Origin of the sequence: Paenibacillus sp. AR247 (assembly GCF_002968895.1) — a bacterium.
Lineage (GTDB): Bacteria > Bacillota > Bacilli > Paenibacillales > Paenibacillaceae > Paenibacillus_AQ > Paenibacillus_AQ favisporus.
Genome location: NZ_PCZT01000004.1, coordinates 107,743 through 128,487, shown reverse-complemented (window position 1 = coordinate 128,487; position 20,745 = coordinate 107,743). Strand labels below are relative to the sequence as shown.

General features: G+C 44.2%; 15 protein-coding genes, 1 tRNA gene, 4 pseudogenes and 1 riboswitch. Of the genes and pseudogenes, 19 read left to right on the top strand and 1 reads right to left on the bottom strand.

Annotated elements, in window-relative coordinates; all coding sequences use genetic code 11:
• Positions 1–159 precede the first annotated feature (159 nt).
• From CPT76_RS42425 to CPT76_RS03750, 15 genes and pseudogenes are all read left to right on the top strand, one after another.
• Positions 160–693 (top strand): annotated as a pseudogene (locus tag CPT76_RS42425) (hypothetical protein); the annotation flags it as partial.
• Between the two features lie 1,301 nt (positions 694–1,994).
• Positions 1,995–2,204 carry a zinc-ribbon domain-containing protein gene (locus CPT76_RS41855; RefSeq protein WP_146116144.1) on the top strand — a complete coding sequence of 70 codons (210 nt, stop codon included), beginning with the start codon at positions 1,995–1,997 and terminating at the stop codon, positions 2,202–2,204.
• A gap of 1,182 nt (positions 2,205–3,386) precedes the next feature.
• Positions 3,387–3,905 (top strand): hypothetical protein, encoded by a 519-nt coding sequence (locus CPT76_RS03815; RefSeq protein WP_105441981.1) that lies wholly within the window; start codon positions 3,387–3,389, stop codon positions 3,903–3,905.
• A gap of 722 nt (positions 3,906–4,627) precedes the next feature.
• Positions 4,628–4,840 (top strand): helix-turn-helix domain-containing protein, encoded by a 213-nt coding sequence (locus tag CPT76_RS03810; RefSeq protein ID WP_105441980.1) that lies wholly within the window; start codon positions 4,628–4,630, stop codon positions 4,838–4,840.
• 217 nt (positions 4,841–5,057) lie between these two features.
• Entirely contained in the window at positions 5,058–6,137 is a 1,080-nt protein-coding gene (locus tag CPT76_RS03800) for a hypothetical protein (protein WP_105441978.1), read from the top strand.
• Positions 6,138–6,380: 243 nt separating this feature from the next.
• A complete protein-coding gene (locus CPT76_RS03795) occupies positions 6,381–6,707 on the top strand; it encodes a hypothetical protein (protein WP_105441977.1) in 327 nt (108 codons plus the stop codon).
• 90 nt (positions 6,708–6,797) lie between these two features.
• A complete protein-coding gene (locus CPT76_RS36530; protein WP_219845376.1) occupies positions 6,798–7,238 on the top strand; it encodes a hypothetical protein in 441 nt (146 codons plus the stop codon).
• 134 nt (positions 7,239–7,372) lie between these two features.
• On the top strand, positions 7,373–7,690 hold the full coding sequence (locus tag CPT76_RS03785; protein ID WP_105441975.1) for a hypothetical protein: 318 nt from the start codon (positions 7,373–7,375) through the stop codon (positions 7,688–7,690).
• A gap of 408 nt (positions 7,691–8,098) precedes the next feature.
• The gene (locus CPT76_RS03780; protein ID WP_105441974.1) at positions 8,099–8,749 is read left to right on the top strand and encodes a recombinase family protein; all 651 of its coding nucleotides are present in this window, start codon (positions 8,099–8,101) and stop codon (positions 8,747–8,749) included.
• A 110-nt stretch (positions 8,750–8,859) separates the two neighbouring features.
• The gene (locus CPT76_RS03775) at positions 8,860–9,720 is read left to right on the top strand and encodes a sce7726 family protein (RefSeq protein WP_105441973.1); all 861 of its coding nucleotides are present in this window, start codon (positions 8,860–8,862) and stop codon (positions 9,718–9,720) included.
• A 59-nt stretch (positions 9,721–9,779) separates the two neighbouring features.
• Complete coding sequence (locus CPT76_RS03770; protein ID WP_146116142.1) at positions 9,780–10,637, top strand: sce7725 family protein; 858 nt, start codon at positions 9,780–9,782, stop codon at positions 10,635–10,637.
• Positions 10,638–11,708 (top strand): RES domain-containing protein, encoded by a 1,071-nt coding sequence (locus tag CPT76_RS03765; protein ID WP_105441971.1) that lies wholly within the window; start codon positions 10,638–10,640, stop codon positions 11,706–11,708.
• A gap of 194 nt (positions 11,709–11,902) precedes the next feature.
• Positions 11,903–12,124 (top strand): annotated as a pseudogene (locus CPT76_RS03760) (GMP synthase (glutamine-hydrolyzing)); the annotation flags it as partial.
• A 324-nt stretch (positions 12,125–12,448) separates the two neighbouring features.
• Positions 12,449–12,522: transfer RNA gene (locus CPT76_RS03755), tRNA-Pro, on the top strand.
• Positions 12,523–12,676: 154 nt separating this feature from the next.
• Entirely contained in the window at positions 12,677–13,162 is a 486-nt protein-coding gene (locus CPT76_RS03750; RefSeq protein ID WP_258168066.1) for a YdcF family protein, read from the top strand.
• A gap of 248 nt (positions 13,163–13,410) precedes the next feature.
• Here the strand turns inward: CPT76_RS03750 and CPT76_RS03745 are convergent, their stop codons facing one another.
• Positions 13,411–14,682 (bottom strand): APC family permease, encoded by a 1,272-nt coding sequence (locus tag CPT76_RS03745; RefSeq protein ID WP_483870033.1) that lies wholly within the window; start codon positions 14,680–14,682, stop codon positions 13,411–13,413.
• Positions 14,683–14,998: 316 nt separating this feature from the next.
• Positions 14,999–15,107: riboswitch (guanidine-I (ykkC/yxkD leader) on the top strand.
• Positions 15,108–15,229: 122 nt separating this feature from the next.
• On the opposite strand from CPT76_RS03745, the gene CPT76_RS03740 reads away from it, so the two are divergent.
• The 4 genes and pseudogenes from CPT76_RS03740 to CPT76_RS03725 form a co-directional block, all read left to right on the top strand.
• Positions 15,230–15,952 carry an urea amidolyase associated protein UAAP1 gene (locus tag CPT76_RS03740; RefSeq protein ID WP_105441969.1) on the top strand — a complete coding sequence of 241 codons (723 nt, stop codon included), beginning with the start codon at positions 15,230–15,232 and terminating at the stop codon, positions 15,950–15,952.
• 2 nt (positions 15,953–15,954) lie between these two features.
• Positions 15,955–16,623, top strand: coding sequence for an urea amidolyase associated protein UAAP2 (locus CPT76_RS03735; protein ID WP_105441968.1), 669 nt, complete (start codon positions 15,955–15,957; stop codon positions 16,621–16,623).
• Positions 16,616–20,212: pseudogene (gene uca / locus CPT76_RS03730) on the top strand (urea carboxylase). Before CPT76_RS03735 ends, uca begins: the two are co-directional and overlap by 8 nt.
• A pseudogene (locus tag CPT76_RS03725) lies at positions 20,209–20,745 on the top strand (amidase family protein); the annotation flags it as partial. The pseudogenes uca and CPT76_RS03725, both read left to right, overlap by 4 nt.

Below are 20,745 nucleotides of genomic sequence, written 5' to 3'. Positions count from 1 at the left end.
TTTATCATTGAACAACTATTATGCTGAAGTACTGACAGCGAATTCAACAATTACGGGTATAGTTAGCTTCACTCACAATGTACAGTTAATAAACGCGGAATATTTCTAATCGCTTGGAGTGTGTCGCTATTCTTAGATAAATAAATTCGGAGGAATAAAATGCCACAAAGAAAAACGATCGAAGATATGCATGCTCTAGCAGAAGCAAGAAGAGGAAAATGTTTATCAACGGAGTACGTCAACGTTAGGGTGCCGTTAAGGTGGCAATGTGCTAATGGACACACCTGGGAGTCGAGTCCAGTTAATATTATGAATGGTAATTGGTGTTCTGTCTGTAGTAATCGGAAAAGGCTCACAATAGAAGCTATGCATAAGTTGGCTGAATCAAGAGGTGGAAAGTGTCTTTCTGCTGCGTTCACTAATAATAAGGTACCATTAAAGTGGGAATGCTCTGACGGGCATACCTGGGAAGCAAGACCGGATAACGTGAAAAACCAAGGTCATTGGTGCCCAATATGTATGCGAGGTGAACGCCTGACCATTGAAGACATGCAAAAGGTGGCAGAAGATAAAGGCGGGAAGTGTTTATCAACTGTTTATGTTGATAGTAAAACTAAACTCAAATGGCTATGCCAAAAAGGTCATATTTGGGAAGCAGCCCCAGCACACATACGAAATAGTGGCAGCTGGTGTCCTATCTGTGCAATAGCCAAGATAGGTGATGCTAGAAGATTAAGTATCGATGTGATGAAAGAGCTTGCGGAATCAAAAGGTGGAAAATGTTTATCTGATTCATATAAAAGTGTAAGCACACTAATGACGTGGCAATGTGAGAAAGGCCATATTTGGAAAGCGACTTCAAATAGTATAAGGAGCGGTTTCTGGTGTCACCATTGTTCTGGGCGGTATCGCTACACCATTGAGGACGTCAAAGAGTACGCCAAATCAAAAGGTGGTCTGTGCTTATCAAATTCATATGAAAATAATAGGTCAAAGCTTAAATGGCAATGCGCAGAAAAACATCAATGGTCAGCCTCTTTTCATGATATCAAAGTAGATAATACTTGGTGCCCTCACTGCTATAAATTCTATAGTGAGGATAAAGTTAGATTCATATTTGAAACACTGTTTAATTGCCCCTTTAAGAAAAACAGAAAAGCTCTCAGTGACAATTTGGAGTTGGATGGGTTTAATGAAGAACTGCAATTAGCATTTGAATACCACGGCATCCAGCATTATAAACAGGATTCTTTCTTTTTCAAAAGCAAAAAAGAATTTGAACAGCGAAAACAATTAGATAATTTAAAAGAACAACTATGCTTGCAAAAAGGGATCAAGCTAATTATCATCCCGTATGATTCTTACAGTAGTGACGATTCATTATTACAATATATCGTTGAACAACTAAAACGCTCTAACATTGAAATTAAATTACCTATACTCAATTTTTCGTTTGATGATTTTTACAAGAGTTCTAAAGTTCTCGAAGAGCTTCGCTCATTAGCCGAATCGCGTAATGGTAAGTTACTTTCCAATCATTATATTAATGATAAGTCAAAAGTTAGGTGGCAATGTGCAGAAGGGCATATATGGGAAGCGATACCTAATAATATTAAGAATAACAGTTGGTGTCCCTACTGTTTGGGTTTAATGAGAAAATCTATACAAGATATGCACGAGCTCGCTCAATTCAAAGGTGGTAAATGTCTTTCAACAGAATACAACGGAAACAAGGAAAAACTTATGTGGCAATGCTCGAAGGGACATATATGGGAAGCCATACCCGGAAGCATTGCAGCTGGTAGATGGTGCCCAGAGTGTAACGGCAAAAAGAAAATTACCATAGAGGAAATGATGAAAATTGCGGAAGAGAAGGGCGGGAGGTGTCTCTCAACGATTTATTACACTGATAAGCCGTTGAGATGGCAATGCTCAAAAGGACATGAATGGGAAGCAAAGTCTCACAATGTAAAGAAAGGGCAATGGTGTCGTAAGTGTTCTGGACATCAAAAATTGACTATCGAAGAAATGCACGATATAGCAAAATCAAGGGGCGGGAATGTTTATCAGATCAATATAAAGATAATAAGACTAACCTTAGATGGAAATGTTCAGAAGGGCATGAATGGGAAGCTTCTCCCAACAATATAAAAAGCAAAGGGCATTGGTGTCCGAAATGCTCTAAGAATCGTGGCTTTAAGTAACGCGGCAGCATTACGTTTAGAGTTCATTTGTATAACTAGATTGAATACAAAATGAGTATGAGTCCATGACACTGTCATGGGCTTGTCTGTTTGCTCTCAGGCGGACGGGAAATGTGGCAAGGCGAGTCGGAATGACGAAGTTGCATTGTTGCATGGTAAGAAAAGTAAATCGATCTGAGAAAGCTATAAGAGCGTCAAAATGCAATGACGGTGATTTTACAGGTATTGGAAAATGTGAAAAGTCCAATAGTAACAAATTTTGCCCCTCTTATATAAATAGAAATATTATATATATAATATACTAATATAAAATAGTACTAAATATAGATAATATCTAGTTATATAGGCGGTGCAAAATTTGTTGCTTTTAGGTTTTCACTGTTGGTGTGATATTTTTGATGTAGTGGCTATAGCTATATATGGTGTAAATCTCCTGAGCTCCTTTCCTACAGAACTATTACGTGAAACTTCTCTATAATTTATCTTACCGATACGAAAGCCATTATCGCATCTATACTAACTAGCAGAAAGAACTTTCTATATTCAAACCTTAAAAAAATTCTAAAACATTAAAAGAAGTTTTCGAAATATTGTTTGTATTCCTTTTCTTTGCTTCGATTAATACTATAACTTTATAAAACACTATTTCCATAATCACAATTATGGGAAAAAACCTATTCACAGGGGGGATGGTTTACAGTTGAAAAGCAAAGATTTCATCTGTAATAGCGCCGTAACACATATTCTCAGATTCCCGACATTGATTAATGAGCGATATCTATATGCATTTAATAATTTTCTGCCAACTATTATTAGGTATATTGATTGAAGTATACTTATTGATTCAGTGATAAAGCTTTCGGGTATCATGGACAAGAATTTCAACCGCGTTTTAAGGTTTGAAACCTTCTAAAGCTTTTAAAAAAATTTAACGAGGTTAAAACGTTTTTAAAGCTTTACAACATAACATTTGACCACATAATCACAAAGATAGTAGCTCCCTCTAAAGAACACATCAAATTTAATTACCTTACTTTTTGGCGTCTTCTAGCCATCTCAGGTTTAGCGGAGTAGGGGGTGCCATTCTAATATAAAATTGCTATAATAACAGTGGGATTTTTTAGGAGATGGGGGGGTCTACCATATGATTCTGTCTGCACTTGTTAAGCAATACGAAAAAATATGGCTAGTTATGAAGAATGGAAGTTGAGTGATTTTCGAAGGAAAGATAAAAGTATAGAGGAACACATCAAAGATGCAGTTTGGGGTTATTTACCTGACCGTAAACGAGACTCCCACCAAGTGCAACTTGATAAAGATGTACTTGAAGAAGTCACCAAACAGTTGCTTGACCAAGCGGTAATAAATCAACTTAATCAATGTAAAAGCTTTGATGAGATTCTTGTTGTCATCTACTGCATAAAAACAAAAGGTTTTGGTGCACTATCAGTATATGACACGGCATTGCGCCTTGGAGCATATTATCATTTGTACCCAGAAGTAGTTTATCTACATCGCGGTGCAGAAATTGGGGCGAAAAGGTTATTGAAGCTAACTTCAACAGATGAGAGAATAAAATATTTTTGTGATGACTTTAATTATCCATATCTACAAAAAGATCACTTCCCAATGGAATTACAAAACTTGACCGCCCATCATATAGAAAATTTTTTGTGTAGAATGCAAAAACAGTTTACTTAATAGTCTAAGGTAGGGTGAGTAACAAACAACAGCCGGCCATTGGTTGCTCACTCATATCCATTTGAGTCCTACTTTGAAACTAAATTTATATAATCATAATTTTGGGGAATTTTGAATCATAGGTGAAGGAAAGTTTATTAACTGGAAAACTAATCTTTTTTGAATTTGCCCCGAAACACCCTCACAGAAATCCCACCTTGATCTAACAACGATACGATTCCCTTTCGCAGCCGCGATAAGTCACTATCGTGTAGATGACACATTTTATTGTTTTTTTAGAAATGATAACAATGCGTCATGGTTATGTAGAAACGCTTTATAACCTTTCAGAATTTTGAAAGCTTTAAAAAATCAAAAACTTTTTTAAAGCCTTTTAAACGCTTTTAAAGGAATCAAGTCTAGTGCTTTTTAACCTTTAAAAGAGATTTTAAAGCCGTTTAAACCTTTTAAAATAATACTGTATTGCTGTGTAAGGTAACAGTACATGATCTAAATACAAGGAAATAGTAGTAATGGAAAGTGAAATTTCTAAAATGTACGATTTGCGGTATATATAGAATATATATTATAGATAAGTCTAATACAGTTGTATTTATATATTACATATACACCGCAAATCGCACGTAATTGATTTTACACCATCATCCCTGCCAAAGTGCTTAACTTTTTAAGCTGCCATCACTTAATTAGTTAAGAAGACATTTTTGAGGGGGAGTTTCAGAATGCAATTTGAGTTTAGTGTAAGGCAAGGATACCAGTTGTTAAGGAAGCAACAGAAGATAAAGCTAAAAGAATTGGCATCTAAAATCGGGGTATCAGTTCCTATGTTATCAATGTATGAGAACGAGATTGTGAACCTCCACAAGGAAAAGGAAAAACAATATCGAGATTATATTATTACTGGGGTTGGCAACGAGGAGAGTGATTCATTTTGAGCAAGACATTAATAAGTGAATATTTTTATTGTTACTCAATACCCTTGTTCAGGTTTCTTAAAATGGACAAGGGTATTTCTTTTATTTGTTATGCCCTTCATGATAAGACTCCTATGTCCTTCTGGTTGTTTGAGAAAAATGATGAATTAAAGAGAGCATTGAAAGAATACCAGTATAGATAACGTACGTTATTAGTGAATATATAGAGGTGGTTGGTTTGTCTATTAAAAGTGGTACTTACTATAATGAAAGAGAATTGAGAACTATTTTAGATGTAGATAGAGAAAGTAAACAAAGAATATACATGCCAAATGAGCTTTTTAAGGACTTGGTTAATAGTGAAGACTTCAAAGCACGAAAGGCAAATGCAACCCACATTGCATTTGCCTTTTCTTATCTTTATTTAGCCTCATATATGTATAGATACGCTCGTTTTACTTATTATGAAGACTACTTTGGAGAGAGTTTCATTGATGACTCAGTTATATATAAGATTTGTAATATTTCGCCTGACAGTAGAGGTGCAGCGGGTGTTAGTTATATCACTAAAAAAGATGGGGTGCTGAATAAACTAAACTATATAAGAAAAGAAAGTGACTACCCAATTAGATATAAGTATGAAGAGGATATATCTGGAAATAAAAATTACTCTGAGGTTTATTGGAAAATGCTATCGGATATTAAGGATGAATTACCTAGTGATGTGAAACTTTCGCGTGCAAGAAAAATAAACTTTCCTGTTCGAGCCATATATTTCGATGAAGAGAGTGAAAATAAAGGTATAGAAAATGGTTATTTCTTTATTACTGCAAATACAACTGAAATAGATATAAATACATTTATATTTTGCATGAAGCACAGCGACATAGGAGTTGTTGGGTTTTATTTGTATTCTTTCTTAAAGTGTATGAATGGTTACTTCCGAGGTGAATATAATAGCTCCATTGAACAATTAGTTATTGACACTGGTATTAAGAGTACTAAGCTTTCCGAGGTTATTAAAACTCTAGAAGCACATAACATGATAACTAATACGCACAACACCTATGTACCTTTTTTGCCTCAGGATAAGCATATTCCAGCGAATGGTTACAGGACGCTAGAAAGAAATCAATTTACTGATTTAAGAAAGGATGTAGCTGTACGGAAAGTTATGAGTCAAGCGACATATGAAAAGAAAGGAGGAAAATATCTATGTGATAGTTCATCAATTGAAGAAGACGATGATGACCAACTAAATGATATTCCCCTTCTAAACAGTACTTTCTTTGGCACAAATTTACAAGAATCCATTTGATGTGGTAACGTTACTTAATAATGCCCTTGAGAAAGAGGAGAGTATTTATGAAATTCTTTTTAGATCGGATTTCACAGAAAATACCCGTACGGTTTTACCAAGCAGAGTAGCTACTTAGCTACTCTGCTTTTTTATTTGGTGAAATCGGCTCGGTACTTTCTCTGGCATCCGCTGAGGGGGGGGATGTAGCAGTGATATGAACTGATCACATAGAAACTGAAAACACCAGTCTGAAGGGTTTCAATGTCCGAGAATTCAATTTCAAATATTATTCACAGCGATAATCTTGATTCAATGATTGGAAGGGAAGTAAAAGTAGAGGTTAAGGGCATCTTACCGCTGGAAAAAGGATGGACTCGTGAGTACAGAGAGTTTGTGATAGCTGTCGAAGCTAATAAAGATCAGAGCGATTACAAAGTTTATCTTCTCTTAAAATATAAAGGTAAGAGGAGAGTAACTGGTTATTCACGATTCCATTCTCAAGCACAGATTACTTCAGTTGAAAAAGGAGAAGTGATTGATATTCATCATTTGGAAGTTCAAAGGTTGCTGAAGTATCTTAGACTCTAAATTGAATGGATATTTTATTTAGAGTATTTAAAGAAGAGGGAGAAGTAGCTATGAAAAAAATAGATCGAATTTTCGGATAGACAAGAGAAATTGTGTGGTACAAAATCAAATATTTCCTTCTGTCATAACTGCAATAGTGAAAAAGTGCTGTATCAAAAGTTGGAACTCCCTTTAATCACCAAAAATAAACGTTTTAAGAGTGTTAAGTTAATCGCTGCTATTTGTTCAAAATGTGGTGAAGAATATATTAACGGAAAAGTGATTAGGCACATAGCAGAAATCACAAAGTTAATTAATGATTACTATAGTGAAGAAGGTAATTATGATATTGAAGTTAGTCGCTGTGATATTTGTGGAAGTAACGATATTAGTAATGTTGAGTTTGAAGTATACCTTATTTCAAAAGACTCAAGAATCATTTCTGTTGCTATACAAGAGGATTATTGTAAGGAATGCAACGCAGTTTATTATGCCGATGAAAGTGATCAGTTAGCTATGCAGCATTTAAGGTATTTTTTCCTAACACAGTGATTAAAGTGTCTGATAAAATTTGACTCTATAGACCTGTTTGGAAGAATTGTTTGACAAGTTCAAAGCATGAATTTACTTTTTGAAAATTTTCTGATTTATATATTTCCTTATGATTAGTCAAAGAAAGGGTCCCAATGAGAGAAGGGCAGATATTACATGAGAAGCTTAACCGGCTTTTAGAGAGTGTGAAGGTGTTGAGTGACAACATAAATTCTGCTGTGTCGTACCATGATGAACGACTTATAGCAATAGAAAGATTGATGTGGAAAATAGAAAGGAAGTTAATAGATCAGGAAAAAGTCTTGGATTTGTTATCGGAGAATAAATTAATCGATAAATTGGTAACAATGAAATACTATCAGGATAAAATTAATCCCATACACTTGCAAAGCAAAGAGTATCAGAGCGAATCAGTCAAAACAACAATCGATGATAGTGATGAAAATGAATAGGGAAATATGTATCAAATTGCAACTGTGTTCCTAAGTCTTGATTCCATTCAATTTTTTAAAGTAAAATTATTAAAGAGCCGAAGTGCTGGATACACTCCGACTCCGCACATGTTCTAACCGCGTAAAAGACGGTTGGCTATGCAAAGGTAATACGATCAGAAGAAGTAGACCGCTACCCCTGTACAGGACGGTCTACTTTTTCTTTTTTATGTAGGGAATCTATAGGTAATACAAATTGGAGTTTTGATTTCAGTTTATAAACGTATACCTTTAAGGACATTTCAAATGCATTGAGATTCGTGTTTGTATAGGTATATATATCCATTAATAAACGTTTGTAAATTATTGTATGCTTTTATAAACGTCAATGATATAATTTAAGTATTACATACAAAGAGGGATGCTCTAATGACAGTTAAAACATTTGCCTATATAAGAGTTTCTACAAAAGACCAGAACCCAGACAGACAGTATAATGAGTTAAAACATCTTGGTGTGAATGAGCGGGATATATTCATCGACAAGGAAAGCGGTAAGGATTTTGGCAGACCACAATATCAAGCTTTAAAGCAATGCCTACGTCAAGGTGATTTGTTGTATGTCAAATCAATCGACGGCTTTGGACGAAACAGCAAGGAAATAAAAAAGGAATGGGAATATATTACCCAAGTGATTAAAGCAGATATTATAGTGCTCGACATGCCTTTACTGGACACTACACAACATAAGGACACACTTGGAACATTCGTGAGCGATTTGGTGATGCAGGTATTATCTTTTGTTGCAGAACGAGAGCGGGAGAATATTAGGCAAAGGCAGTCAGAAGGGATAGCTGTTGCTAAGGCAAAGGGAAGGCATTTAGGACGACCTCAAATGAATTTTGATTCTTTAACGAAATCACAAAAGGCAATTCTGGAATCTAATTATCCCAAGTGGCAAAGCAAAGAGATAACAGCAGTACAGTTTATTGAAATGTTGGAGTTAAAAAAGAATACGTTTTATAAGATAGTTAAAGAGTACAAAACAAAAATCAGTCAAAACAATAAACAATCAAGATAACTAATTTTTTAGTATTCCAAGTTTCCATGCAATTATTAATGGATACGGGGATATAAGACATAGTTGATAAATAAGTTGATAAATATATTCTGAATAATAGGGTGTACATAATGGAAAAAGATAGTATGGAAAATGTGAATCACAATTATTTAAATAGATTTTTTACAAAGAAATTTCTAATTGACAAAATTTGTTCCGAAGAATTCGTATCGGATTTGTTCATAAACGAGTTAGAAAAAAATTATAAACTATTAGATTCGGAATATCGTAACGAGTTTTTCTATAAAAGCATACTTTTCAATAGATACATTATAGGAAAATATAGTTTGAGAACTTCTACAGCCCTTAGTGAAATTGTTATTGATAACTCAAAGGCTGATTTTATTGTGTTAAATCATTCAAACGGTTATGTATATGAAATAAAAACTGAGTTAGACAATTTTGATAGGTTGATATATCAGTTGAATGATTACTATAAAGTTTTTAGTATGGTAAACGTTGTGACATCAGAAAAAAACTACTATCCAGTTTACAAAATACTTAAAGAAATGAATCCCAATGTCGGAATAATTGTTCTGACTAAGGACAAAAGATTAAGTGTGAGGAAAACATCTATTAGAGATGATAAGGCACTGAATCATGAAGCATTATTTAAATTACTGCGAAAAAAAGAATATGAAAAAATCATCTGGTATAAGTTTGGTTTTATTCCTGACGTAAAACCAGTACATTTTTTTAGAACATTATTAGAACTATTTAAACAAATTGACATAATAGAAGCGCAAACACTAGTTTTCAAAGAGTTAAATAGCAGGGAAAAATCTGGTACAATTGAGATGGTTAAGTATTTACCGGAATCAATAAGGTGGTTAGTGTATTCAGGGAAATATAATGAACAAACATTGCTCTCTATTTGTGAAAAACTTAATCTAAGAGGTGATATCCATGTACTACCCAATAATAAGAGGTAGACAATATGATTTACTTGCTATTAGAGAATTGGCGGTTAATGAAAGATTAAAGTCGACATATTACTCCAATTATTGAGCCAGTTAAACTAAATTCTACGCTAATCTCTACTTTAGTTGGAATTGCAAATGCTCAAAACAGTGCCGTAGTTATATCAAATCCTAAAGTGGGTTCATTTTTGGGAGAGTTAGAGATTGAGGATATTAAACATAAGTTCATAGAGCTCACAAAAGAGAATAATGTTACTATAGCACACCACTTCAATAAAAATTCTGTGGAACAAATACGCGACATAATTGAATCCTATGAAGTTGAATTAGATGATATTGTAGTTATACATAGTGAAAAGAAATTAGTTAATTTGTATAATGATATATTCGAGGAAAAAACTCCAATGCTAAATTTGATTCCATTAGATAATGCTTTCAGAAGACAATTAAACGGGAAAAATTTAGTTGGATTAGACGACAAGTTCAATAAATTATTAAGGAATGCAGATTATTTAGATAATGAAAATGAGTTTTTTTCAGAAGAACATCTGTTCTTTGCAGAGGAAGGGTATATTGGGTTTTCAGATTATTCTGTAGTTGGGGCGGAATTTAATGAAGGTGGATTTGCTCCATATGCTGTGGCAATTCATATTGTATACCCAAACGAAGAAAACGCATTAGAAATAATGCATTTTGTTTCAGATTCCAATAAAGATACTAGCGACCCTGCAGGCAAATTTTCTGAAGCATTAGATAAATTAATTGTGTGGTACAAAGATTATTCGCATAATGCTTATATGGATACTTTGGCTATGCAGATATTTAAACGACACTATGATGAAGGTACCTATCCAGGTTTACCAACTCTAAAAAAATTAACGATAATGCATCATTTAGAAGTCGTTGGTAATCTTTTGGAGGGACGTTAAATGAACTGTTGCGAAAAATGTTTTACGTCTCAGGAGTTAAAAGGCATTATTAAAAGTTTAAATAAGATAGACAATTGCTCCTTTTGTGGAAGTAATCAAGTATATGTCTATGATTTATTAAACGACTCTGGGATTGATGAATTATTTAATGGAATTTTGAGTATCTTTAAACCAGCATCAGAATTATTACCATATGGATACTCGCGGTATCAGTTGGTTAGTATAAAAGATGAATTTGAGAAGAGATGGAATATTTTTAATGGATTTGATAATCACAAAATACATAGGTTTTTAGTTCAACTATTGTCCAGTAAATTTTCTGATAAAATTCCATTGCTAGATAATCAAGTGGGTGTTTTGGAGTGGATGAATGATAAGTACCTAAACGAAAATTCAGTCTTGAAAGGGAAAACTTGGGGAGAATTTGTTGATTACATAAAACATGAGAATCGATTTCATACAAATCATGTAAATTATGATGTGTTAAAAGATTATTTATTGAATATTACAATAACTTTAGATGTAGACACATTTTTTCGCGCTAGGATTTCAAATAGTGAAGAGTTAACTCCTGATAAGATGGGGGCACCACCCAAAGAACGGGCGACAGCTGGACGGGCGAATTCTGAAGGCATCAGTCATTTGTATTTAGCAAGTGACACAGCAACTGCTGTAAGTGAAATAAGACCAAGTAAAAGTGATTCTATTTATGTGGGTAAATTTCCACTAACAACAAGTATCAAGGTAATCGATTTTAGATTATTGAAAAACTTGGATGTGTTTATCTTTCCTGACCCTGTTAGGTATGCTATAAATTTAGAAACCTTCAACAAAATGAATAATGCAATTTCCAAACCAGTTAGAAGTGGCGATAGTAAGTTGGATTATTTGCCTACTCAATTTATTGTTGACTTCATCAAGAGTCTTAATGAAATTGATGGGGCAGGATATGAAGGTATTATTTTTGAAAGCACGTTAAGTACAAGTGGGTATAATTTAATGCTTTTTAATCCTACTATTGTTAATTGTGTTCGTATTGAAAAAACGCAGAGTAGAATCACTCAATTATGAGACTGTACAAATGCATACATGAAAAATAGACTATTGTTTCAAATGAAAAATCTCTGAATACAATCTGGGGAAATCCAAGTGTGTTCAGAGGTTTTTTTACACTTTTCAGCTTGAAATCATTATTCTAGCCCGCTTCAATTGATACATAAAATAGCACAATAATAGACATGTAATGACCAAAAATTGAAGCAGGTATGGGTTATGCCCGTACTTACTCCTATACCGTAGGCATCCGCGCGGTTAACCTCGATCGATGGGCATGACCACCGACTGGGCCCGCATTCCGTGGGACGTACTGGAGAAATTTCGGTGCGTATCGTCAACGAGGTGGAAACGTCAACCGCGCCGTGTACGATATTACTTCCAAGCCGCCGGCCACGATCGAGTGGGAAAAGATATTACAACTCTTGATCTAATTAGAGAAAAAGCATCAGTAGTTCCAGGACTGATGCTTTTTTTACGTCAAAATACGGTTTTCCCAAAGCTAAAGCAAGGCTAACTAGCCTTTATGATGGAACGATTGTCGGTCACAATGGTTGTTTATGATAAAAACATGAAATATTTTCGATCCTTCTGTGGTGGAGGTCGTGAAATTATGATTTTTCGACCACTTTACACATAATTACGACCACTTTATAATAATAAATAATTACAGCAAGTGAGAAGTGGTCATATGCTTGGAATCGTTGAATTATAAAGGATAAATGCATCCAGCACTGAAAAATACATATCGCATATATCGGGGTATGGCGCAGTCTGGTAGCGCGCACCCTTGGGGTGGGTGAGGCCGTGGGTTCGAATCCCGCTACTCCGATATTTCCCTTTACCAGCGCGGCGATGCCTGGGCATCGTCATCATATACGGTGTAATTGAGAACCATTTCAGTTGTTATTTCATACAATTGAAGTGGTTCTATCATTTATTGCAAGATTTGCTAAGAAATCCATAGGAAAACGGGGGTGCCGGAGATGATGATTTCAGAATGCAATCCCGGCCAATTATCGCACGAGCAAATTACCGCACTGCTGTACAAGGGAATTTCCGACGACGGTCGGCCAGGCGACTGCATTTTCGTGTTCGGAAGCAACAAGGGCGCAAAGTACCGCGTTCCCGCAGCGGTTCAATTATACAAGGATGGCCGGGCACCGATGATTCTTTTTTCGGGAGGTACGATCTGGAAAGGGCAGCCTCTGCCCGAAGCGCTGATGATGAAGGAAAGGGCGGTGGAACTGGGGGTCCCTGCCGGACAAATTCTGGTGGAGCAGGAGTCGCGGCATACGAAGGAGAACGTGCTCGCCTCGCTGCTGGTCCTGGACCGGGCCATTTCGCTGCACGGCATCCGCCGGATTCTGATCGTTACTTCCGCATACCATATGCGGCGGGCGTACTTGACCTTAAAGACGTACATGCCCTCCTGGATCGAATACTCGATGTGTGCCGCAGAGGATGCGTGACCCGGGAGGACAACTGGNGGTTGACGCCGAAGGGTTCAACCGGGCTTCGAATGAAGCCGGCAAGCTGGTCCGGTATGTGCAAAACGGAATCATTGCGGACGATATGTTGGATTTGGGATAGTTCCATGCTTTAGTAAAAAAAGGACAACGGCAGCGCTGAGCGGTTCAGGCGGGCCGTGTCCTTTTTCTTTTTTTTCGAAATATCCGCCTCTTGTGTAAACGGCAGGATGGCGAGCAGTCATTTTCCCTTAAACTGCGCTCTCCATTTCCGCACTCGGTGTTTCATGTACCGCCGGTTTGGCCCGCCGCAGCGCATAGAACAGCAGTCCGAATACGAGCCAGCCGCCGCCAAGCAGCAGTGAGGAAACGTCCAGAAGGGTGACGAGGTACAGCACGAAGCCGGCACCGAGTAGCGGGCACAAAAGACGGAAAATGAGGTCTTTGGGAGTGCGGCCCTTTTCGCGGACGATGTAGTGGAAAATCACCGACAGGTTGACGAACAGGAACGCCGTCAGCGCGCCGAAATTCACGAATTTGATCGCCGTTTCGAGGCTGATGAACAGGGCGGACAAAGAAATAACGCTGGCCAGCACGATATTGAACACGGGCGTACGGAACTTGGGATGGATGGAAGCGAATGTTTTGGGCAGGAGAGAGGTTCTTCCCATGACGAACAGCAGCCGGGTGACGGTTGTCATGGAGGACATGCCCTGGGACAGAATGGAGAAAATGATGACGAACGTAAACACCGAAGCTAGCACGCTGCCTCCGATGGACTGCATCAGCTCAAAGCCGGCGGAGTCGGCGCTCGCAAACGAAAAGGAAGGGTACATTTGCTGGATTAAATAAGCGGTGGCAAAATACATCAGCCCGGCCAGGATGACAATGACCATAATGGCACGGGGGATCGTCTTCTTCGGGTCTTTCGTTTCTTCGGCCATCGTCGTAATGGAGTCAAATCCGAGGAAGGAGAAGCAGACCAGCGAGGCTCCGGCCAGAATGGAAGAGAACGAGACACCCTTTCCTGCGGCAAACGGGTCGAGTCCCGCGGTAATCCCGCCTTGCAGCGCTTTGTATACCAGGAGCGCACAGAAGCCTGCGATAAACAAAATTTGCATCAGGACGAAGATTTTGCTGACATTGGCCGATGTTTTGATGCCAATGATATTGATCGCCATGACGACAGCCGTCAGGAGGATGATCCAGACCGCCGACGGTACAGATGGGAACTGCGCGTTCAAATTAATTCCGAACATGAGCACAGCGATAATGCAGGAAAATAATAGTCGAGCAGGACGCCCAGCCCACACAAAGCCGAGAAACGGTTCATCGCTTTGGCACGTAGGTGTAGGCCGAACCGNGACGGGGAAAGCCTTCGCCATTTGCCCGTAGCTTGCCGCCGTGAAGACGATGGCTACAAACGCGAGCATGTAAGCGGCCAGGAGCATGCCTCCCGAACCCTCGTGAAGCACGCCGAAGCTGGTGAAAAAGATCATGGGCGACATCCAGGCCAGGCCCATAGTCACGACATGGGACAAGGATAAATCTCTTTTTAATGTTATGTTATTTGACATATGACATTCCTCCTCCAAAGGGATAAAGCAACTGACGGCGATTCGATATGTCATGACATCTCACATTTTTGCAGGCTATTTCAGAAAAATCAAGTCTTTTTTCTGAGTTTACATGCAAACATATGTTTTATTATGGCCTATAACCTCACATTAAACCGCCTTTTACAGCTAAATATCCGCATTTTCATATTTTTTTTTTGTAAGTTTTTATTGCATACTGCCAAGAAATCATGTTAGTATTCTTAACATAAACAACCGCATACGAAATGTCTTCTAGGGTTCCGGGTCGGTGAAAGTCATCGGCTGGCTGGTCCGAGAGAAGGCGCACCGGGGCAGCCTGGTGTACACGGCGGGAAAAAAGCCCGGGAGAATCTATCAAAGCACGCTTTGATGTTTCTCCCGGGCTTTTTTTAGTTTTTTAATTTGGCAGGTTTGGGGCTCACTGGCGTTTATGTCCGGCCAGCAGCAGGCCTGCTCCATAGGAGGAATGAAAATGACAGCAAGCTTTTCGATTACGATGGGACCCGGCGGCAAATGGTCCGCCTATATCGGCAAGGGCAAGTCGGTCACCTTGACGGCCGCGGGCGATTCAGCGAATGTGTCTGCGCTGCTGTATCATGCGGCGTATCCGTCGGAGAGGTACAACATGCCGGATTCGCTCAAGGCGCAGCATACCGCTTTTTATACGGCGGGTCACGTGCTGATGAGCGATCAGGGCCGCGTCCTTGCATCCATCATTGAAGATACTGCCGGCTGGCATGATCCCCTTGGCGGATACACGACCCGTAAGGGAACGGACGGCAAGTATGGTCCGACTTCGTACCAGCAGGAGCGCAACGCCTGGCTGCGAAGCGGCGAGGAAAACCTGACGGTGGAGCTGTACCGCCATAACCTGACGCCGCGGGATTTAAGCGCGCCGGTGAATTTCTTTTCGAAAGTGGTATGCGAGCTGGACGGGACGATGAGGTATGTTCCCCAGCCAACCGATGGGCGCTTCGTCACCCTCCGGACGGAAATGGATGTGCTGCTGGTTGTGTCAAACACGCCGCATCCACTCAACCCCTCGGCGGTGTATCCGGGGGCAGCGGTGGAGATCCGTATTACGGATGCCGCGCCAATGACGGAAGACGATCTGTGCGTGAACCACTGCGGTGAGAACCGACGAGCTTTTGAAAACACATGGAATGCCTATGCACTCATGAAAGGGGCGAATTGAAAATGAGCACATTTCAAGCGGTGGCAAGCGAACGAAACGCGGCGGATGCCGTGTACAACCACATCATAGCTGCAGGAGAGGGCTGGATTTATGACCTGTTCCCCGGGCAGGTGCTGCGTATCGTCGATGTGGAGGGCAATCAGGCGGTGGACACCCTGTTTTATTCCAAGGAAGATCCGGGCGATCATTACAGTGCGGTCCGTACGATTACCCGTCAAAATAACATTTATCTGACCACAGGCTCGGTGCTCGTTGCCGAATCGGGGCGGGAGCTGCTACAGATTACGGCCGACACCTGCGGCCGGCATGACACGCTTGGCGGTGCCTGCTCGGCCCAGAGCAATACGGTGCGGTATTCACACGATACGCTCCCGATGCATAACTGCCGGGATACCTTCATGCTGATGCTGTCGGGCCGGGATGAATACACGAAGCGGGATTTGGCCCCGAACGTCAATTTTTTCATGAATGTGCCGGTGACGCCGGAAGGGGAGCTGACCTTTGCGGACGGCGTATCCGGACCAGGACGTTACGTCGAGCTGACGGCGCTGGCGCCGGTCACCGTCCTGATCAGCAACTGTCCGCAGCTGAACAATCCTTGCAATGCCTATAACCCGACGCCGGCGCAGGTGCTGGTCTGGAATGCGGAAGGAGGCGAAGGCGATGTTTAAAAAGGTGCTGATCGCCAACCGCGGAACGATCGCGGTACGAATTATCCGGACACTGCGCTCTATGGGTATTGCGTCGGTGGCCGTGTACACGAAAGCGGACCGGGACAGCCTGCACGTGGAGCAGGCCGACGAAGCCGTGCTCATCGGGGATGGCCCAGCAAAGGAGAGCTACGTGAATGCCGAGCTGATCCTGCGCACGGCTCTGGACACCGGAGCGGACGCGGTGCATCCCGGATACGGCTTCTTAAGCGAAAACGCCGGATTCGCTAGAGCCTGCGCGGAGAAGGGCATCACGTTTATCGGGCGTCCCCCGGGCATATCGAGCTGTTCGGCCTGAAGCATACCGCGCGCTCGATGGCCGAGCAAGCGGGGGTGCCGCTGCTGCCGGGCACAGGGCTTATTTCGTCGGTGGACGAAGCCGCCGGGCAGGCTGAAGCGATCGGTTACCCCGTCATGCTCAAGAGCACGGCCGGCGGCGGAGGCATTGGGATGCGTATTTGCAGCGACGAAGCGGCGCTGCGGGATGCATTCGAATCCGTGACCCGGCTGGCGGCGGCGAATTTCAATGACGGGGGCGTTTTTCTGGAGAAGTATATTGAGCGGGCGCGCCACGTTGAGGTGCAGATCTTCGGCAACGGCGATGGCGAAGCGGTCGCTCTGGGCGAGCGCGACTGCTCCGTTCAGCGCCGGAATCACGGAACCGGTGCGCCGGGAAATGCATGAAAGCGCCAGGCGTCTTGCTGCAGCCGCAGGTTACCGCAGCGCCGGCACAGTCGAGTTTTTGTACGATCCGCAGGAGGAGAAGTACTACTTCCTGGAGGTGAACACCCGGCTGCAGGTGGAGCATGGCGTCACGGAGGAGGTGCTCGGCATCGACCTCGTGGAATGGATGGTCCGGGAGGCGGCAGGCGATTTGCCGGGGCTGGCACAGCGGGTGCGTGAACCGGAGGGGCACAGCCTGCAGGTGCGTCTGTACGCGGAGGACTGCGTCAATGCTTTCCGTCCGGCGGACGGCCGGATCGACGCGGTGGTTTGGCCCGAACGCGCAAGGATCGAGACGTGGATTCAGCCTGGCCTCGAAGTGACCACGCTCTATGACCCGATGCTGGCCAAAATTATTGTCCACGCCAAGACGCGGCAGGAAGCCGTCTCCCTGATGATCGCGGCGCTGCAGGCGCTGCGCGTGTACGGTGTGACGACAAACCAGTCTTATATCGAAGCTTTTCTGGATACCGAAGCGTTCCGCGAAGGGCGGGTCTATACAAACATGCTGGCCGGTTTTGAGCCGGTCGAGCCGGCGATCGAATTGCTGGACGGCGGCGTTCAAACCACCGTACAGGACCTTCCGGGCCGAACGGGGTACTGGGATATCGGCGTACCTCCGTCAGGGCCGATGGACCGGTTGGCCTTTGCCATCGGCAACCGGCTGCTCGGCAATCCGGAGGAAGCGCCGGGCCTGGAAATGACGCTGCGCGGAGGAAGCTACCGCTTCCGCGGCGCCATGCGGTTCTGCCTGACCGGGGCCGATATGCAGGCGGAGCTGGACGGCCAACCGGTGCCGGCGTACACCCCGGTGACGGCGTCCGCCGGCTCGGTGCTGACCCTGGGCGAAGCCGCCGTCGGGATGCGCGCTTACCTGCTCGTCACCGGCGGCCTGGATATGCCGCTGACGCTGGGCAGCGCGTCGACGTTTACGCTCGGCGGCTTCGGCGGCCATGCCGGCAGCGCGCTGCGGCCGGGGGCGGTGCTCCGGGTCCGCAGCGACTCGCCGGACCGCCAGCCCGAGCCTCTAAGCTTCCTCGCACCGGCATCGCAGCCGGCGCTGACGCGGGAATGGACCCTCGGGGTCATTCCCGGACCGCATTGCACCGCCGAATACCTGCTCCCGGCGTATTTGGACCAGCTAACCTCCACGGTGTGGGAGGTGCATTTCAACAGCTCGCGCACCGGTGTTCGCCTGATCGGCCCTGCGCCGATGTGGGCCCGGGAGGATGGAGGCGACGCCGGGCTGCATCCGTCGAACATCCACGACAACGCCTATGCCGTCGGCGCCCTGGACCTGACGGGCGACATGCCGATTCTGCTCGGACCGGACGGGCCGAGTCTCGGCGGGTTCGTCTGCCCGGTCACGACCGCGACGGCGGAGCTCTGGAAAATCGGGCAGCTCCGCCCGGGCGATCAGGTCCGTTTCCGGCTGATCACTGTAGAGGAAGCCGAAGAACTGAGAGCAGCCCAGGAGGTATTTCTGCGTGAGCTCTCCGGCGGAGTGTCTATGCCGAAGCTGCCTGAGCTTCCACATACATCCCGAGGCAACTATATGCCGCTGCTTGCATACGAGGAAGAAGGGCGGCGCTTTCCGATTGCGGTGCGCTGCTCCGGGGACGAAAATATTTTAGTGGAATACGGGGAACGTGAACTCGACCTGCTGTACCGCTTCCAGGTGTATGTCCTGATGCAGGCGGTTACGGACAGCGGAAGCATCCCGTATATCGAAATGACGCCGGGCATCCGTTCCCTGCAAATTCATGTAGATGCGGCCCGTATGTCCGTGAAGGAAGCGGCGGCGAAGGTGATGGAGATCGACCGGACGCTGCCGTCGCTCGATTCCATCGAGGTCCCTTCCAGGATCGTCAAGCTGCCTTTATCATGGGACGATCCGGCCACAAGGCTGGCGATCGAGCGCTACCAGCAAAACGTGCGTCCTGATGCGCCTTGGTGCCCGAGCAACCTGGAGTTTATCCGCCGCATGAACGGGCTGGGCTCGATCGAGGAGGTGGCGGAAATCGTTTTTAACGCCTCCTATCTGGTCATGGGGCTCGGGGATGTATACCTGGGAGCGCCGGTTGCGGTTCCGCTGGACCCCCGCCATCGGCTGGTGACGACCAAATACAATCCGGCCCGCACCTGGACGCCGGAGAATGCCGTCGGCATCGGCGGAGCCTACCTGTGCGTATACGGCATGGAAGGCCCAGGGGGCTACCAGTTCGTGGGGCGCACGGTACAGATGTGGAACAAATTCCGCCGGACGGCGAACTTTGAGCAGGGGAAGCCGTGGCTGCTGCGCTTTTTTGACCAGATCCGCTTCTATCCGGTGTCGGAGGAGGAACTGCTGCGAATGCGGGAGGACTTCCCGCGCGGGGAGTTTACGGTAGAGGTCGAAGAAACGACGTTTAATCTCGGCGAGTATCTGGCCTGGCTGGGCACGATCCAGGAGGAATCGGCGGCATTCCGGACATCGCAGCAGGCTGCGTTTCAGCAGGAGCGGGCGTATTGGAAGGAGCTTGGCATCGCGGAGCATGTATCCGAACCGGAGGCAGCCGCGACCCAAGAGCAGGGGGCGCTCCCGGAAGGAAGCCTCGGCGTGAACAGCTCGATGTCGGGCAGCGTCTGGAAGGTGCTCGTAGAGCCGGGCCAGGAGGTCCGCAAGGGCGAGACTATTATAATAGAAGAAAGTATGAAAATGGAGTTTTCCCAGCCTGCCCCGTTCGATGGCATCATTGCCTCCGTCTTTGTGGCGTCCGGCGATCAGGTGCGGGCAGGCGACCGCATTGCGGCGATCTATCCGGTGGAAAAGGAGGCGGCGTCATGAGCATTCAGGCGGTTCCTTTCGAACTGAGCATCTATGCCCTCCAGCAGGGTTATCGGAGCGGCAGCTTTACGCCGCAAGAGGTGATCGCGGCCATTATCGGGCGTGCGGAACGGGACAGCGGGATGAATATTTGGATCTTGCCGCCGGAGGAGGAACGAATTGCTCCTTATCTCGAAGGGTTGAAGGTGCTGGATCCGGCGGTCTGTCCGTTATGGGGCATCCCGTTTGCGGTGAAAGACAACATCGACGTGGCCGGCTGGCCGGTCACCGCGGCTTGCCCCGACTATGCGTATGTGCCGGAACGGCACGCGCCGGTGGTGGAGCGGCTCATCCGCGCCGGTGCGATTCCGGTGGGCAAGACGAACCTGGACCAGTTCGCCACCGGCCTTGTCGGCACGCGCAGCCCCTACGGCGAGACGCATAATGCGCTCCGTCCGGAGCTGATCAGCGGCGGCTCGAGCTCCGGCTCGGCCGTCAGCGTCGCCCGCGGGCAGGCTGCGTTCGCCCTCGGCACCGCACGGCCGGCTCGGGCC